The organism is Acidobacteriota bacterium (genome assembly GCA_003225175.1).
Lineage (GTDB): Bacteria > Acidobacteriota > Terriglobia > Terriglobales > Acidobacteriaceae > Gp1-AA112.
Genome location: QIBA01000042.1, coordinates 109,787 through 127,882, shown reverse-complemented (window position 1 = coordinate 127,882; position 18,096 = coordinate 109,787). Strand labels below are relative to the sequence as shown.

Here is an 18,096-nt window from a genome sequence, read left to right as displayed (position 1 = left end):
CGACGCTTTTCACAACAACCTGCAAAGCTATGCCATCAGCGGCATTGCCGGCTTCGGCCTCGCCACTAATATCCCGCAGTTCCGTTTCGCCAATAACTGGCAGTATGCGGACGCGGTAACCGTTGTTCGCGGCAAGCACAGTTTCAAGTTTGGTGGGGACTTCCTTCGGCAGCTTGCGCGCCAGCATCCACCGTTCAACGAGCGCGGTTCGCTCACATACGGCTCCAGCACGGGAGCCACTGCCTTCGGCAATTTCATCGACGATTTCGGAGGCAGCAGCGGCAGCCTGAATCGGCTCTTTGGCAATTCCGTTTATTATCCGAACCTGTTTCGCCAGTCGTACTTCTTCCAGGACTCTTGGAAAGTAACCACAGACCTGACTCTCAACCTGGGGCTGCGCTACGAGAACTACGGCACTCCGGCGAACATCTTCACCATCGCGGCGTTCACCAACTATGATCCGGTGAATTTTGCGACTCCCCACAAGGTGGATCCTGACAACAACAACTTTGCCCCAACCGTCGGCTTCGCCTGGAGCCCGAGCAACGGATTGTTTGGAGAGCACAAGACTGTAATTCGTGGCGGCTTCCAGACGACTTACGATTCGCAGTTCAACAATCTGCTTTCGAACATCGCGGGATCGACTCCGAACGCCATCGGCGGCACGATTACTTCGTCGGTGACGACCGCAGCGACTCGAGGGACTCCGAACTTCAGCGGGCTCTTTCCCAGCATTCAGCCAACGCCGCTGACGAAAGCGACAGCTCAATCCAATCTGTTCCCCAAAAAGCTGGTGAACCCGTATACCGATCGCTGGTCACTGGGTGTGCAACGCGAGCTGCCGGCGGGCTTGATCCTGGACGTTTCCTACGTTGGATCGATCTCCAAAAAGCAGTATCGGACGATCGACGTCAACCCTGTAGTGAATGCGGCCACGGGCGACCGTTTGCATCCGGAGCTGCAGATTACGGCTCCCACATCGGCGGCGAATATTGCGATCCGCCAGGGCGAGGGCATCCGTACCATTCGAGCTTCATCGGCGAATGGCAATTACAACGGACTGCAGACTGAGGTGCGTCGTAACTTCTCTTCGACTCCGCTTGGCAATTTCCTGCTAAGTGCGAACTACACCTACGGGCATTCGCTGGACGAGATCAGCGATGTCTTCAATCAGCTGTCGAACGCGAGCTCGTTCCAGTCAGTCTCTGAGGTTCTAGGCGTGAGCCCACGGATTGACTATGCCGACTCCGACTTCGACTTCCGCCACAGCTCAGTGATCAGTTGGGTGTGGGATCTTCGCGGTCCGAAGACGGGCGTGCTTGGTCAGATTCTCGGCGGCTGGACGCTGGCGGGCATCGAGCGCTTCGAAAGCGGATTCCCCTACACTGTCCACAACGGAACCGACCGAAACAAAGATGGCCAGGCTGCTCCCGACCGGCCAGACATCGGCAACTTGTCCGCCCCACTCAACACGCGGGCGGTCATCAGCTCCACCTGCGCCACGGGCTATGCCAATCCTGATGCGGGCAACGCTTGCGTAGCCGCAAGCGCGGTCCACTTCATTGAGGCCACTGGTTTACCTACAGGGAATACAGTTCGTCGCAATTCAGTGCACGGCAAGGGTCTTGACCGGCTCGACTTGAACATCCGCAAGACATTCCCGATTACGGAACGATTCAAGCTGCAGTATGCCGTGGAGATGCTCAATGCGATGAACACAGTGAACCTGACGAGCGTGCCAAACCGGACCGTAAACGGCTCCAGCGCAGGCACTTTCCTTGACGTTACGCAACTGAACTCCGTTGGACGTTCCATGCGTATGTCATTGAAACTCGCCTGGTAGTCGCGCAGGAAGTGTTTTCATGTCAAGGCCAGCCGGAGAGGCTGGCCTTTTTTTACGAGGGTTGGAGAGCGCAGCCTGCTTTGCCTGAATGAAATTTCCTGGAGCAACGGATTCCGCAAATATTTTTTCTTTGGCTTGTAAGTCGTTGCTGCGTCTGGATGAGGAACTTGTGCGAGCAACGGATGAAGCTTGCCTTCTGAGCCCGGTTAGCGCCATCATGCGAAGAACGATGTTGCGCGAGTTTTCCATTTCAGGAACGGCGAGTGGATGCTTAAGGGAAGCACAATCCTGTACCACCACGCTCGGCTATGGCTCTGCCGTCTCTCAGCGCGGCAAGCGCGGCTTTGCCACTTTTCCTCGCCGCGACATGCGGGTGAGCGGAGTTGCTCGCAGCGCGAAAGTGATCCCTGCGAGATCCCATGTTGAGGTTGTGGGATATCCCACCTCGATCCCACCAAGGTTTCTGGGATATCCCACGGAGATTCCAGGAGGCTGGTGGGATATCCCATGGGATCTCGTGGGACCTCGCGATGTAAGTCCTTTAGATTTGGGGATCACGTCGAAAATGCCTTTTTTCTGGACGGACTGGACTCTTAGGAACTCGCTGATAGGTATTCGCTCATGTTAATGCGCGCTCAATGGCAGAAGAGTGCGGGACTGGTAAATCTGAGAACCCGCGCCGAACTAAGTTTCCCTGTTAATTCCCTGTTATTCCCTGGGCGGATTCGTTTTGTCCAGTATCTATGGGGGTTTGCGCTTCCAAGAAAAAATTCCCTGGTTTATTCCCTGCTATTTTCCCTGTTCCGAGACTCAGTAGGGAAAACCAGGGGATTTGGCTGACGCACACCTGCCCGGGCGGCCTAGGAATAGAACTCTGCTATGGCGTCCACGACAATCCGCAATTCGTCGTCTCGAAGCTCAGCGAACATCGGCAAGGCGAGCACCTCGCGGGCTGCAGCCTCAGCAATCGGCACGGAGCCTTCGCCGTATCCCAGGTAATCAAACGCTTTCTGGCGATGCAGGGGCACGGGGTAGAAGACCTCCGAACCGATTTCACGATCTGTGAGAAATCGGCGAAGCTCGTCGCGTCGTTGCGCGCGGATTACGTATTGGTGGTAGATGTGGGAAGTGTTCGGATCCGTTTCGGGCAAACGGACTGGCGAATCGGGATGACCCAATCCTGCTTTTCGGAAGAGCTTTGCGTACGTTTCCGCGTGCTGCTGCCGCTGCCGGTTCCATTTCTCCAAATACTTCAGCTTGACCGAAAGAACGGCAGCCTGAACCGAATCGAGCCGGCTGTTCCAGCCAATCTCCTCGTGATAGTAGCGCTGGCGGCTTCCATGTGCTCGAAGCAATCGAACTCTTGCGGCTAGATCTTCATCGTTCGTCGTTACGGCGCCGGCATCTCCAAAGGCATTCAGGTTCTTTGTAGGATAGAAGCTGAAGCACGCCAGTTGACCGAGAGTTCCAGCACGTCGTCCACGCCAAGTCGCTCCGAACGCCTGCGCCGCGTCTTCCACCAGAACTAGCCCGGATTGCTCTGCAATATTGGCGAGTGCATCCATGTCGGCGCACTGGCCATAGAGATGGACTGGAAGGATTGCCTTCACCCGGACATGGTGATCGAGGAGGCTCTGTACCGAGTGGGGATCGAGATTGTAGGTATTCGGATCGATGTCGGCGAACACTGGCCGCGCTCCGATTCGCGTAATCGAGCTCGCCGTGGCGAAGAAACTGAAAGGAGTAGTGACGACTTCATCGCCAGGTCCAATGCCGGCGGCGGCCAAAGCCAGAAAGATTGCGTCAGTCCCCGAGGCGCACCCGATGCAGAAATTTGCTCCGAGAAACTTGGCTGCTCGCGTCTCAAAGTCGGAGACGGCGGGGCCCAGGATGTAATGCTGGGAATCGCAAACCGCTTCGACGGCGGCCAACACTTCCTTCCGCAGCGTTGCGTATTGGCGAGATAAGTCGAGCAAGGGCACGCCTTGGCGACGGGCGGAGCCCGAAGTTCTTTCGACCGGAATTAACTTCGTATTCACAGCGAAAAGCGATTCTACATCTAACGGATGATAGAGACGCGGAGTGTGCGTCTCTATGCAGCTGGGGAACCAGTACGGTTTGGTGCTCGTCGCGCGCATGGAGGAGACGTAGCATGCTACGTCTATACCAGTTGCGCGCTTGCAAAATCTTCTGCGCTAAAGCAGTCGGGTTTTTCTGAATCACCGGAGACGTCAATGATCGATTGATACGAAGAGCAAGAAAAAGGCCGGCCTTGCGGCCGGCCGGAGATGTTTGCGCTTGAAGACTAGAAGATGAACTTCATCGTGAACTCAAGACGTCGTCTCCCAAGTCCGCTCTGAACGACGTTCGGGCTACCGTCACCGCTGGCGTTGAAGAGGTTCGTTCCGAAAGTGTTTGAGCTGGGAGAGCTGGATACGTTGGTCACCTTGGTGTCCTGCACGCCGAGAAATTCCCGATTCATGAAGTTATAGGCGGTAGCCTGGAACTGCATGGTGAGTCTCTCGGTGACTTTCGTATTTTTGAACATACTCAGGTTTGCATTGCTGATGTAGTCGCCGCGCTCAGTGTTGCGCGGAACCATTCGGGCAAAAGGGCTGCCGAAGAACTGCGCCGAAAGCGTATTCGCCACCAGGAAATGTACTGAGTTCATGGGAACAAACGGACAGGTTGCTCCGCCGGGAGTGCCGGTGCAATTGGCTATGTTCACCACGTTGGCTGATCCGCCGGTAATCGAGGCGATGCGTCCGACTGTAGTAAACGGCGCAGCTGCGTTGGTCAACAGTGGACGGCAAGTATCAATTGTGGTGCTGGCCGTACTCGTGGGATCGCACAAGGTGGTTGCCTGATGCGACTGGTAGAGGGTGGCGGGCTCTCCAGTATTGTAGCGATAGTTCGAATTCAATTGCCATCCACCGAGCAAATGGCCTACAACTCCGCTCTGATCTCTGCGGAACGGCAGGTCGTAGATGAATTGAATTGCGAAGTTGTTGGGAAAGTCGAGTGAGCTTCGGGTGCGCTCAGACGAGCTTGGATCAAACACGTTCGGAGCAATTGCCACCAGTCCCGCGCCCGCGGCGCCGTTCGCGTTGAAAACCTCGCTCACGGTATCGATCGTGTGGCTCCAGGTATAGGAGACCAGACTCGTAAGCCCGTGCCAGTTTTTGACATTGAGACTCGTCTGGAGGCCATCATAATAGGAGCGCGAGGCATTCGCACGCGTAAAGACGTTTGTTTTCGTGCAATCCACGTAACCCTGCGCGAATCCAGGAGCTCCAGTAGTACCACAGGGAGTCAGCCCCGAAGGAATGATGCTGGCGAACCCTGCGTTGATCAGCGGTTTCAAAGCGGGATTGCCGTTAATCGAACGATAGAGACCTACCCCGGTATTGCCAACATAACGAACTTCGAAGCCGACGTTGTTCGATACTTCTCGTTGCATCCCCAGGGTCCATTGCTGAACGTAGGGATTGCGAAAGTTCGGCGCGACGTTTGTCCACGTGCGCAACCCTGGATCAACGCCCCTCGGGATGAAGCTGAGCGTGGCAGCCCGGACGTCTTTGCCGGTGAAGCCAGACGAAGGCAGGCCCGGAACGACTTGTCCCGCGCCGGTGCTCAGCTGGCCGGCATTTACGACAGGCGCGGAGGTTGCGACGTTCAGGAAGATGTTGTAGTACGCCTCGTCATATGCGATACCGTATCCACCTCGAATGACTGTCTTGTCCTCTCCAAACAGCTTCGTAAAACCATGAGGAGTGTAGGCAAAACCCACTCGCGGAGCGAAATTGTTCAGGTCCTGAGGGAGCTTTGGAACGGTTGTAAGGCTGAGCGGCAGGCTGGTGTTCCAAAACGGATTCGGTCCGGTCTGTTGCGCAACGGTCAGATCGTGCAGCAGGTTAAACGCTTGCTGCGTCCACTCCCAACGCATTCCCAGATTCAGGGTCAGATTCTCGCGAAAGTGCCAATCGTCTTGTACATAACCCGCGGTGTCTTTCTCCTTAAAGTTAAACTTTGCGGGCCCGTCCGCGAAGTTGTATGCCGCAGGAGCGTTGCGGATGAAGTTGTCGAAAGCCGTGAACGTTGTAGCGCCTGCGACCGTCGTGTCTGTAAAGGTGTATCGTCCGTTCACATCGGGAAGAAACGTGCTAGGCGAGCGCTGCTGGTCGTACTCGCCGCCGAGCTTTAGATTGTGCTTTCCGACAAGCCAGGAAACGTTGTCCTGCCACTGTGTGTTGTTGACGTTGCGATCCTGCGGAATGTTGTTGGCCAAACCGAGGACAAGAAGGTTCAACCCACTCGCGCTGGAGAAGCCGGCTGTCGTAGGACAATCCGTGATGTTGTTTTCCACGCATCCACTATTTCCACCTTCGAAGCCGACGTGCTGGCGGGTATAACTCAAGCGCGCCTGGTTCACCAATGAGTTTGTGAACTGGCGAGTCCAATCGAGCGAAGCCTGGTGCGAACGGCTGGGCTGATCGACGCGGTAGCCTGACGCCGTGTTGGCAGCGGAGCCGAGCGGCCTTTGGGCGTCATTGATCACGTAGCGGCCCGACACCTGATCCTTGCCGGAGAGCTGCCAGTCGAAGCGTCCCAGATATTGCTGGATGTTTTGAGGAGTTGAGACAGCGCGGGCCACGGTGCCAAATTCGATCGGCACCGCCACTGTTCCGTTATTCACGATAAGCGTCCGAGTCGGCGTGAATACAGGGTTTCCCAGCTTGCTTGCCACCGGACCGATTTTCTGTAGCAAGGCCACGCCCGGACTGTTTGGAAATGCAGCTGCAAGCTGCGCCATGCCGGTCGGAGTTGGCGTGATCGCACCCTGGCTGGTTACGGTAGAGCCGGCCGTACGGATCCTGTCTCCCAAGCCTGCGCCAAAGAACCATAGTTTGTCCCTCAACACCGGCCCACCTACAGTGGCACCGAAGTGATTCTCGATGAACTTCGGCGGGTTGACTATCCCTGTGCCGAAGGGCTGAGGCGCCTTCTCTTCATGTGCGAGTGAATCGAAAATGGAATTGCGATACTGCTCGAATACTGTTCCGTGATAACTGTTGGTTCCACTCTTGGTGATCACGTTTACCACGGCGCCGCTGTTGCGGCCGTATTCCGCAGAGAAGTTGGTGATCACTTGATATTCGGCGATTGCGTCGGTGTTGCTTATGCCAAGTGCCGGCCCCGTAACCGAATTATCGTTATTCGCCTGACCGTCGATCTGGTAGTTGATCGAGCGTCCTCTTTGACCGTTCACTGCAGCAATGGAGCCGTTGTTGTTGCCGAAGCTCGCATTGCCTTGCGAGACGGCGCCGGGCGCAAACAACACGGTGTAATCGACCGCGTTTCCAATGGGAAGGTCTGTGATCTTGCGCGATTCGAACGTGGTGGTAATTCGAGATGTACTAGGTTCAATGATTGGAGTGGCAGTGCTTTCTACGTTCACCGTAGTCTCGGTCGCTCCCACCCTAAGTTCTCGTTCTCCGAGTGCGGTGTCTTTTCCCGCGGCCACCTGGACCGGTCCAAGCTCAAGCTTGGTGAACCCGGTACCCTCGATCATCACCCGGTATGTCCCGATGGGCAGATTGGAGACAACAAACAATCCCGCCGAGTTGGACTGAGTTGTCCTTACGACATTCGTTCCTTCCTGCTGTACCGTGATCCTGGCACTAGGCACGACCGCTCTTTGGGGATCGACGACAATTCCCGAAAGAGAACCGGTCACAATTCCTTGACCGAGGCTGACGGGGGCCAATGCCGTCAGTGCTAATAGAAGGGTTAACATCAAAGCCACATGCAGCCCCAAGCGATAACGCATCCGTTCCTCCTGGCGTACGTCTCAAGTCGAACTTTTTTCTAGAACCACCGCTTTAATCCTTTTGCAGAAGCCTTGCCTTTCTGTTTCGCGATTAGTCCCAATCCGGCATTGAAAACACAACAACTTATCCCGGATTTCCACAGGGGACGGAATGCTTTGGCGTGGGACAGCCTGTGAAATATGCCTCTCGGAATGCAGTATTCAAAATATGGAATATTTCAGAGCGGGGAGGAATGCTTTAGCCAAGATCGGACAGGCGTTTCGTCCCAATCGATCTGGTGGTGACTGAACTACTTTGCGGCCCCCCGCAGTGTTAGGAATGTTAGGTATGAATGCCGAGGGACAAACTGTCGGCTATTCATATACGAGTGGAGGAGATGCACCAGCGTGCTCAACGAATTGCAACTACACGCCGAAGAGCGGGAAGTGGCTGGCGGCGGCCATGAAGAAGATGATGACGAACGTCAGGTAAAAGCTGAAACGCGATGTCAGCGCGGCTTGTCGAGCGAGTGTGGCTGCTTCGGGTGGCATCGGCGAGCCATCCTTGCTGGCGGCTTCCATCCACCGCAGGATCTTCTTGTTCGCTCGCCACACTATTCCCCAAACGTTGAGCAGCAGGAACAATCCCATTCCGCCGCCGACTCCGATTGAGAGCGATCGATTACTTTCCCAGCCGTGCGAATTCAAATGCAGGAAGAACCAGCTGGCTGCGATAATGACCGCCGTTGATCCGCTGTAGAGCAGGGCTGAGTTCCCGACGCGCAGCAACGCATAAAAGATGATCCAGACAAAAATCCAGATCAGGATCCAACTGCCGAAGAATGCTCCGGCATTCCCATGTCCGTTCTTAGCTTCGGCTCCTGCAATCTGGCCGAAATAGGCAAAGCCGCTTAGCACAGCCACAAGCGAGGCCCAGCGAAACCAATTGAGTGCGCGCCACATGAGCTGTGGAAGCACGCGCGTACGAGTCGCCGGATCAAGCGCAGCGGAGAACTTTGTGCTGACGAGATTGAAGAAGTAAAGGAAGCCGATCCAGAGGATGGCGCTTACGATGTGCAGCCAGCGCCAGAACATCTCGACATTGACTGTGCTGCCTTGCGGCCAGTGAATTAGCGGAGCGGTTGGAGCCATCTTGTGTGTTATCGGTAAACCAGGAAGGCAACGCCTGCAATCAGGACTGCCACAGTTGCGGATACGGCAATGCAAAGCAGCAGCGTGATTCCAAACTCAAACGGATTTCCCGGAGTTTGATTGTGAGGCTGGTAATCGGTCATGCGAATAAATGTATGACCTTGGAGCGCGAGTATGCAACTCCGGCGAGAGGGTTTAGACTGTTCGCTTTCAAAATGATGCGGCTAACATTCCTCCTGGGATTGCTGTTGGGTCTGCCATTCGCCGCGCAGCAGTCACCACAAGCGGCTTCCACAAAAACCGGGCCCACTGTCCAGGAAAAGCTCGGGTATCCGGCTACGGCTCGACTTCTCATCATTCATGCCGACGATTTCGGAATGGCGCATTCGGTGAATCGCGCGATCTCTGAAGCGCTGGAGAATGGTTGGGTAACATCGGCGAGCATCCTTGTGCCGTGTCCGTGGCTGCCGGAGGTCGCCCGCTGGGCGCAGTCGCATCCGCAGGCCGATTTGGGAATTCATCAGGCGCTCAACAGCGAGTGGACGGATTTTCGCTGGGGACCTGTAAGCTCAAGAGACAAAGTCCCCAGCCTGCTCGATGGACAGGGATATCTTCCGCTGCTTGAGACCCAGGTCGCGCGCCAAGCGAAACCTGCGGAAGTTGAAGGCGAGCTGCGTGCGCAAATTGATCGGGCGCGCAGTCTGGGCATTCCTCTCACACATCTCGATACCCACATGGGCGCGCTCCTCGGGACTCCTGAGTTGATTCAGATGTATCGCGAGGTCGCGCAGGATTATCGCCTCCCAATTCCGCTGAAGCGCGCCAAGAATGCAGAGCAGCTTGCGCTGGCGCCATCAGAGAGCCTGGTCGACGAAGTTTTGCAGATCACTCCGGGAGTCCCAGCAGAGCAATGGCTGAAGACCTACGAGAACATGCTCCAGCCGCTCGGGCCGGTGATCTCGATATGATCAAGAGTGCGGAGTTTCGTCAGTTCTTGAAGGATCAGGGTTTTGTGCTGGTGGGGTGGAAGGATTTGGCGAAGGCTTGGCGAGTAGCCATCCCACGATAGAGACGCAGCATGCTGCGTCTCTCCGAGGACAACATGAATCAAAAAGAAGTCAAGACACAAGGAGGGAGCATTGTCATCATTCAGATCGTTGCTTTCCTGGATTCTTATCTTCACTTTCGTTCCATACAGCACGGCGCAGGAAACGAGACCGACGAGCAACGCGCCGAAAACTCTGATCGGCTACTCAACTGAATCTTCGCGCGTGGAACGAGACTGGGAGCAGAAGTTCCGCGAGATCCCTGCTCCTGATCAGCTGCGCGAGAATATGCGCCGGCTGAGCGCTTATCCGCATCACGTGGGCTCGGCTTATGACAAAGATAACGCCGAGTGGATGCTGGCGAAATTCAAATCGTGGGGCTTCGACGCGCAGATTGAGACCTTCGACGTCCTATTTCCGACACCGAAAGAGCGACTGCTTGAACTGATCGCGCCGACGAAGTATCGCGCCAAGCTGCAGGAGCCGCCGGTCTCCGGCGATCCGACTTCTGCCCAGACGCAGCAACAACTTCCGACATATAACGCTTACTCGGCTGATGGTGACGTGACCGGTCCTCTGGTCTATGTCAGTTACGGAATGCGCGACGATTACGAGCAACTCGAACGCAAGGGCGTCTCCGTGAAGGGCGCAATCGTGATCGCGCGCTACGGCGATGGATGGCGCGGCATCAAGCCCAAGGTTGCGTACGAACATGGCGCCAAAGGCTGCATCATCTACTCTGATCCGGCAGATGACGGTTACGTTCGGGGAAACGTATTTCCCCAGGGCGCATTCCGTCCCAAAGAGGGCGTACAGCGCGGCAGTCTGGAAGATACCGATTATCCAGGCGACCCGCTCACTCCGGGTGTGGGCGCCACCAAGGACGCCAAGCGGCTCGCGATCAGCGAGAGCAAAGTCATTCAGAAGATTCCGGTACTTCCGATCTCATATGAGGACGCGCAGCCCTTGCTGGCCGCCATCGGAGGCGAGGTTGTGCCGGAGAAGTGGGTCGGCGGATTGCCGATTACGTATCACCTGGGACCAGGACCGGCGCAGGTGCACCTCATCGTGAAGTCGAATTGGGACATGAGGCCTCTGTACGACGTCATTGCGCGAATTCCGGGATCGACATATCCGGATGAATGGGTGATCCGCGGCAATCATCATGATGCCTGGGTGAACGGCGCGGATGATCCCATTTCGGGAACGTCAGCAGTCCTGGAAGAGGGTCGCGCATTGGGAGAGCTGCTCAAGCAGGGATGGAAACCGAAGCGCACGATCATTTATTGCGTGTGGGACGGCGAAGAGCCCGGCCTGCTCGGCTCGACGGAATGGGTAGAGACTCATCTGCAGGAGCTGCGCCAGCGCGCTGTGATGTATGTAAATTCCGACAGCAATGGTCGTGGCTACTGGCGAGCTTCCGGCGATCATCGATTGGAGCGCTTCATCAACGATGTTGGTCGAGACATCCAGGATCCGGAGAAGCCGAACCTTAGCGTGTGGCAGCGTGCTCGTCTGGAGCGCATCGCCCGATCCAGCGGAGTGGAAGAGCGCAGTGAATTGCGCCGGGCTAACGAGATTCGCATCGGAGCACTAGGCAGCGGGTCCGATTATGGGTCCTTCCTCGATCATGCCGGAATCGCCGCCTTAAACCTCGGATTTGGAGGTGAAGGTGGAGGAGGCGGGGTCTATCACTCGATCTATGACGACTTTTATTGGTACACGCACTTTGCCGATACGAAGTTTGTCTACGGCCCCGCCCTTGCTCAGTTAGCGGGGACAGCGGTAATGCGAATGGCTGACGCCGATTTGATTCCGCTCAGTTTTGGCGATTCGGCGGACACGATCGCGCGCTATGTGAGGGAAGTCGAAACGCTCCTGAAGACGGAGCAGGACAAACAGAAGGAAGTCAATCAGGAATTGGACGAGGGCGCATACGACGCGACATCAGATCCCGAGCATCCGATGGTTGCTCCAAAACGGGAAGATGTGCCGCCGTTCATCAACTTTGCTCCGCTTGAAAACGGCAGCACAGCGATGAAGCGGAGCGCCGATCACTTCGAGAAGGCTCTGGCGAGGGCGCAGGAGCATGGCGGTGCAGCCTACTCGAATAGTGCCGTGCAGAAGCTCAATGAGAAGTTGATTGAGGCTGAGCGCGCGTTTGTTGATGAGAACGGCCTTCCAGAGCGGCCGTGGTTCAAGAATCAGATCTACGCCCCTGGCGCATACACCGGTTATGGAGTGAAAACAATTCCCGTTGTGCGTGAATCCATCGAACAGAAGAAGTGGTCGCAGGCCGAGCAAGGAGCCCAAACGGTCGGCAAAGTCCTGCAGAACGAAGCCGATCTGATCGAGGACGCGGCCAGACAGTTGGAGGTGTTGGATCAGGGGAAGTAGCTCCATCGAAATGGGGGAAGGGCAGCGGCTTTAGCCGTGCCACAGTCAGGCATTGCCATCTGTCCGGCTTTAGCCGTGGGGTGTCTTTTGTATGCGTTCCGACTTCGAAATCGAGAGCCTCAGCGGCTAAAGCGGGGAATTTAGCGACTCCTCGATGGCACGGCTGAAGCCGATGCCCTCCCTACACCAGCACGCCTAAAATTTGTCCTCACACGCGCTCGGGTTCGGCAGCTTCCAAAGCGATACGCACTTCCTTCGTTCCCAAAACGGGATGCCTTGCTTTCAGCACAACCATCCCCACCTCCTGCCCTGCCCGAACCCATACAGCGCCACATCCGCCAAAGAGGCTGAATGGATTCTCGCCGATGAGGTCCGCTGGACCTTCAAGGCTAAGCGAAATCGCGGCTGTAGAGTAGCGGCGCAAGTTGCCATATTCGTCAGCAACGCGCATGGCGATACGGGTGCTGTCAGCTCCATCGGCGACGAGCTTGCTGTCATCCGCCGATAGCAGAAGTTGCCGATCGATACCTTCGTGTGCGTAAAGCTTTTCAACGATCTTCTTGCCTCCTATATATCCCTCGATCTTGAGAGGTCCCTTCTTCGGTCCCTTGTGCAGATTCACCGTGAACGGCGGATGCGGAAGGTTACCGAAGGTAGCGCGATCGGGATCCGCTTCTGAAACCAGCTTGTCGCCGACGTAGAACTTGAGATGGTCGCAGTTGGAACAGACGATTGCAGTCTCCATCACCTGGCTCCAGTCGTCCGCGGCTGACCATTGAAAGGCCGGTTCCAATACGATTTCCTCCGAAGGATCGCATTGCGATTGATAGAAGAAAGCTGCAGGCTTGGGCAGGCGAAAGATGTCGCTGACCCCGTGATAGCAAATGCGATCGCCTGACCCGAACTCCTCGTGTGTGTCGTAGTCGAAGGCGCACCAGCCCAAGCCGCCGGCGTATTGCGGGTTGCTTGCGATCGTGTTGTGCACTCTCGCATGGCGACGAATATGCTCCGCGAGTCGCTCGCCTGAGTCGTTCATTTTGGTCGGGTAAGTGTGGCCGCAGAATTCCGTGTTCAAGTAGTTCGGATGATTCGGAAGACGCAATGGGAATCCGAAGTCGTTCATAGTGAAGACGTCCTCGAGAAATTCCGAATCGTAGAAATACCGGACGCCCCCGGTTTGCCGAGTGGGATCGAGTTCGTGCGCTACCGCGTTCGTCTTGACATAAAACTCGTGATAATCGTGCGATTCGTTGATGCGAACTCCCCAGAGAATGATCGAGGGATGATTCCAGTCGCGTCGAACCATGCGACGAACATTGTCGATCGAGATTTCCTGCCATTTGTCGTCTCCAACGTGCTGCCATCCTGGGATTTCTTCAAAGACCAAGAGGCCAAGTTCATCGCAAGCGTCAAGAAAGTGTGGAGACTGGGGATAATGTGATGTTCTCACGATGTTGCACTTGAGTTCCCGTTTCAGGATGTACGCATCACGCCGCTGTCCTCGCGAGGCCATCGCCTGACCGGCGAACGGAAATGTCTGGTGGCGGTCCAGACCGCGCAGCTTCACCTGCTGACCATTAAGCTCGAAACCTTGATCCGTGAAACGAGCAGTGCGAAAGCCGAAGCGGCGCCGATCTTCGTCGATCACTGACAAACGCCGCTGGTCTGAATCAGTGATCGGATGATTCTGCAGGATTCGAACAACCACGGTATAGAGATAGGGGTTCTCCAAATCCCATTTGCGAATCGAACCCAAGTTGCTCAGCCTGATGTCGTGCGCTACTGGTTCTACTGAGGCGGGACCCGCAGGAATTGCTTGGACGGCCCGAGCAATGACGCGATCACCATCACGTAGTTCCGCCTGCAGGACAAGTGGGGTCGGTTGAGCCTCGATCCGTCGCACGAAACACGAAACAGCAGCGGTGGGCCGATCAGAAAGAACATCGCCGGGCTTCACGAAAATATTTTCCAGATACACGAATGGCACCAGGCGCAACTTCACGTCGCGGTAGATTCCCCCAAAGGTCAGGTAATCGATTTGCCCGCCGAAGGGAGGAATGTCGGGGCGCTCGCTAGAGTCAAGCTCCACAGCCAGCAAGTTATCGCTTTCCCAATTGATGTGTTGCGTCAAGTCGAAGGAGAAAGGAGTATATCCACCTTTGTATTCCCCGAGGCGCTGACCGTTAATCCATACCGTGGAGGCGGTCATGGCTCCATCGAAGTCCACCAAGACGTGCCGTCCGCGAGCTTCGGGGGGCAGCCGGAACTTGCGGCGATAGATCGAGACGAACTGGTACGATTTCTCGTCGAAGCTATGCCACGGCAATTTCTTGTTGGTGTGCGGAATCGTGATTTGATCGAATTTCGAATCATCGAAGTCGATTGCAGTGTCGTTCGGTAAACGCTGTGCGTTGAATCGCCAATTGCGATTGAGAGGGAAGACGATTCGTCCAGAATACGGACTCTCAGGGGTTGGAGGAGTGAGCGCTTCGGATTGAAGCGCAATAGCGGCGAGCGCCGCCGATCCGGTTTTCACAAAGTCTCTTCGATTCATCGATCGTCGATCCTGTGAGAAGTGAAAGCGGGACAGTGTTTCAGAAACAGTTGTCAATGGCAAGACCGCTGAACGTCACAATAGCAGTTGACAGACTGATCTGAAGCGTCGTAGCAAGAATTAGCAGGAACGGTTGCATCGCATCATGCGAACAGCCAGCCGGAAGGACGATATCAAAGGAAATCAGCGAAGGAGATTCCCTGCTGATTCCCTAGACGATGAGCATCGTAAGTATTGATGCGGGTTTCATAACCAGGATTTTCGTTTCGGGAAAGATTCCCTGCTGCTTACCCTGATGCAGGGAAGTGGCTGTTTATGATCTCAAGAAGCTGAGCTCCGTCGCTCTCATTGCCGTTTCCGTTGGGCATGTGCCAGAATCTGACAAATGAGGGTTCGTTGCGCTGTCCTGTTTCTTTCTTTGGTTTTCCCCTTGTTATCCGCGAATGCCCAGCTTGCTCCCGGCGCTCCTGGCCAAATGGCTCACTGGACAGGCGGCAACAAGCAGGGAGTAGGCACCTCGAATTCCTTGAGTTCACACGTCTGGTTCACGCTAGGGCCGGATGGGGTTCTTAACGAGGTTTATTACCCGACAGTCGACAAAGCCAACACGCGCCTGCTGGAGTTTGTTGTCACCGACGGCAAGAGTTGGGTCGAGCGCGAATCGGAAGATACCACGCACCAAATCGAAGTGCCGGATACGGAAGTGCTCAGTTTGCGTCAGGTGAATACATCCAAGGCTGGACGTTATCGCATTACCAAAACGTACATCACTGATCCGGAACGGGATGCTCTGCTGATTCAGGTGCGTTTTCAGCGACTGAAGTCCGGCCCAGTCCAGCTGTATGTGCTCTACGATCCTTCGATTAATAACAGCGGAATGCACGATACCGGCTATAGCATCGACGACTCGCTAGTTGCTTCCGATAATGGCATCGCATCGGCTCTTGCCAGCAGCTTGCCATTTACTAAGACGACTAGCGGATACTTCGGAACCAGTGATGGCCTCGTTGATCTGAAGAAATCATTTACGCTGAAAAATCTCTATCCGAGAGCGCAAGATGGCAACGTCGTGCAGATGGCAGAACTTCCTTCGGCGGCAACTCGCGATGTGAACTTCACGATTGCCGTTGCATTCGGATCCGAAGGCGAAGTGGCCATCGAGACTGCTAAAAAATCTCTGCAGAAGGGCTATGAGCACGCCTATACCGAGTACGCAAAAGGGTGGCGAGACTGGATCGGCACGCTGAAGCCAGTTGATGCGAAGTATCGCGATCAATACCAGATCGCCGCGATGGTAATGAAAGCGCATGAGGACAAGACGTATCGCGGTGCCGGCGCAGCGTCGCTCACCATTCCGTGGGGAGAGGAAACTGACGCCGACCAGCCTTCGGTAGGCGGATATCACTTGATTTGGGCGCGCGACCTGTACGAAGTCGCAACAGCGTTTTATGCGATCGGGGACAAAGAAGCTGCGGACCGAGCCTTGAATTATCTGTTCAACGTCCAGCAGAAGCCAGACGGATCATTCCCGCAAAACTCATGGCTCGATGGCCGCCCATTTTGGGGCTCGCTGCAAATGGATGAGGTTTCCTATCCGCTGATTCTCGCCTGGCAGCTCGGACGCACCGACTCCCAAACTTATGAGAAGCATGTGAAGCTGGCAGCCAACTTTATCGTGAAAAACGGTCCATCTTCGCCGCAGGAGCGTTGGGAAGAGCAGTCGGGATACTCTCCTTCCACGATCGCTGCCGAAATCGCCGGCCTGGTTTGCGCCGCTCGAATCGCTCAAATGAATCATGACGACGATGCACGCGTGCAATGGCTTAATGTTGCAGATGACTGGGCAAGTAAGCTCGAAAGCTGGACTGTGACCCAGAACGGGAAGTACTCCGATCGCTACTTTCTGCGCTTGAGCCAGCATGGACAGCCGAACTCTGGGGAAATCATCAACATCGCGAATAAAGGCGGCACTTGGGATGAGCGTGAAATCGTCGACGCAGGATTTCTTGAGCTGGTTCGTCTTGGGATTCGATCCGCGGGCGATCCGCTGATCGAGAAATCGCTCGGAGTGGTTGATACTGTGATCAAAGTCGACAGTCCAAATGGTCCAGTCTGGTATCGCTACAACCACGATGGCTATGGTGAACAGGCAGACGGACATGGCTATAACGAAGTGGGGATTGGCCGCTTATGGGTCTTGCTCGTAGGCGAGCGCGGCGAGTATGCGGTCGCATCGGGAAAGGATCCTGCGCCTTATCTCGATGCCATGCAGAAGATGGCCAATAATGGACACATGTTGGGCGAACAGGTTTGGGACCGAAAGGATTCTCCAGATCCGAACCGGTTCCAATTTGGCGAGGCGACTGGCTCTGCGACTCCGCTGAACTGGACCTGTGCACAGTTTGTCCGACTTGCAGTAGCAGCCGAAGACAAGAGACTGCCAGAGACGCCGGCCATCGTTAGCGAGCACTTTGCTCAACGACGGGCGTCACGGACGGAATTGCCAAAGACGCAGGGCGGAACTCACTGATCTTTCATCGCACCGATTTTCAAAATGCGAAAAGTGCACGATAAGTTGTGCCAAAGTGGGACCGTCGCGCGAAAAGTTGTTTAACGCCCCGTATAATCTGCATGACACTAAATTCTGCTGAGAGGGTTATCTTTGAAGAGAACGCTCCTAACGCTCTTTTGCTTGCTGGTCCTGTCTAGCCTGGCTTACTCACAAGCGGCCGACGTTGCCGTCCTGGTCGGTGGAATCTTCACAACCGATAAAACACCGCCAACCGGTGTGGGAAGCTGCTCGACCAACAATCCATTCTGCGGCCTGACAGTTCACACCCCCTCTAGGATTTCGTATGAAGGTGCTTTAGGCGTTCGGATGGTTAATCTGCACCTGGCCTCTCTCCATTTCGATCTGCCCGTAGTGGGAACACCGACACGAACTTTAGAGCAAGGAGGCTTTCGGCAGAATTACTCTACTGTGCTCGTCACACCGGGTGTGCGGTTGAAAGTCTCTTTACCTTTCTTGTCCCCATTTGCTGCGGTGGGTGGAGGTTTTGCTCATTATTCTCCTGGCACAACCGCCTGTAGCCCTGCCTGCACGGGAATAAGCAACGCGAGCAGCAGCACAGTAGGCGTATTTGAGGCTGGGGGTGGATTGGAGTTTGGCACACATATTCCTTTGGTAGGCTTTCGGGCCGAGGCGCGTTTTTTTCATACTGGATCTCCCAACTTTAATGTTGGGCAAAATCAGGTTTTCGCCGGTGCTGGACTCGTCTTGAAGTTCTGAGGAACA

The 18,096-nt window shown here is 55.5% G+C and carries 10 protein-coding genes; 6 read left to right on the top strand and 4 right to left on the bottom strand.

Features of this window, described 5'->3' with window-relative positions:
• Positions 1–1,843: hypothetical protein (locus tag DMG62_10995; GenBank protein PYY22998.1), on the top strand; the 1,843-nt coding region annotated here is incomplete at its 5' end.
• 88 nt (positions 1,844–1,931) lie between these two features.
• Positions 1,932–2,471 carry a hypothetical protein gene (locus DMG62_10990; protein PYY22997.1) on the top strand — a complete coding sequence of 180 codons (540 nt, stop codon included), beginning with the start codon at positions 1,932–1,934 and terminating at the stop codon, positions 2,469–2,471.
• Between the two features lie 232 nt (positions 2,472–2,703).
• Here DMG62_10990 and DMG62_10985 read toward each other — a convergent pair whose 3' ends face one another.
• The 3 genes from DMG62_10985 to DMG62_10975 all read right to left on the bottom strand — a co-directional run bounded on the left by DMG62_10985 (position 2,704) and on the right by DMG62_10975 (position 8,804).
• A complete protein-coding gene (locus DMG62_10985) occupies positions 2,704–3,981 on the bottom strand; it encodes a transcriptional regulator (GenBank protein ID PYY22996.1) in 1,278 nt (425 codons plus the stop codon).
• Positions 3,982–4,148: 167 nt separating this feature from the next.
• Positions 4,149–7,673, bottom strand: a complete 3,525-nt coding sequence (locus DMG62_10980; protein ID PYY22995.1) for a hypothetical protein — start codon at positions 7,671–7,673, stop codon at positions 4,149–4,151.
• Positions 7,674–8,078: 405 nt separating this feature from the next.
• On the bottom strand, positions 8,079–8,804 hold the full coding sequence (locus tag DMG62_10975; GenBank protein ID PYY22994.1) for a hypothetical protein: 726 nt from the start codon (positions 8,802–8,804) through the stop codon (positions 8,079–8,081).
• 155 nt (positions 8,805–8,959) lie between these two features.
• Between DMG62_10975 and DMG62_10970 the strand changes: the two genes are divergently transcribed.
• Positions 8,960–9,772 (top strand): hypothetical protein, encoded by an 813-nt coding sequence (locus tag DMG62_10970; GenBank protein PYY22993.1) that lies wholly within the window; start codon positions 8,960–8,962, stop codon positions 9,770–9,772.
• Positions 9,773–9,973: 201 nt separating this feature from the next.
• Entirely contained in the window at positions 9,974–12,247 is a 2,274-nt protein-coding gene (locus tag DMG62_10965; GenBank protein ID PYY23009.1) for a folate hydrolase, read from the top strand.
• 208 nt (positions 12,248–12,455) lie between these two features.
• On the opposite strand, the gene DMG62_10960 is transcribed toward DMG62_10965, so the two are convergent.
• Positions 12,456–14,801: a glycoside hydrolase family 2 gene (locus DMG62_10960; GenBank protein ID PYY22992.1), complete on the bottom strand. Its 2,346-nt coding sequence runs from the start codon at positions 14,799–14,801 to the stop codon at positions 12,456–12,458.
• Positions 14,802–15,186: 385 nt separating this feature from the next.
• Here DMG62_10960 and DMG62_10955 point away from each other — a divergent pair, with 385 nt between their 5' ends.
• Positions 15,187–17,331, top strand: a complete 2,145-nt coding sequence (locus tag DMG62_10955; protein PYY22991.1) for a glucan 1,4-alpha-glucosidase — start codon at positions 15,187–15,189, stop codon at positions 17,329–17,331.
• A 132-nt stretch (positions 17,332–17,463) separates the two neighbouring features.
• Positions 17,464–18,090 carry a hypothetical protein gene (locus DMG62_10950; GenBank protein PYY22990.1) on the top strand — a complete coding sequence of 209 codons (627 nt, stop codon included), beginning with the start codon at positions 17,464–17,466 and terminating at the stop codon, positions 18,088–18,090.
• Positions 18,091–18,096 lie beyond the last annotated feature (6 nt).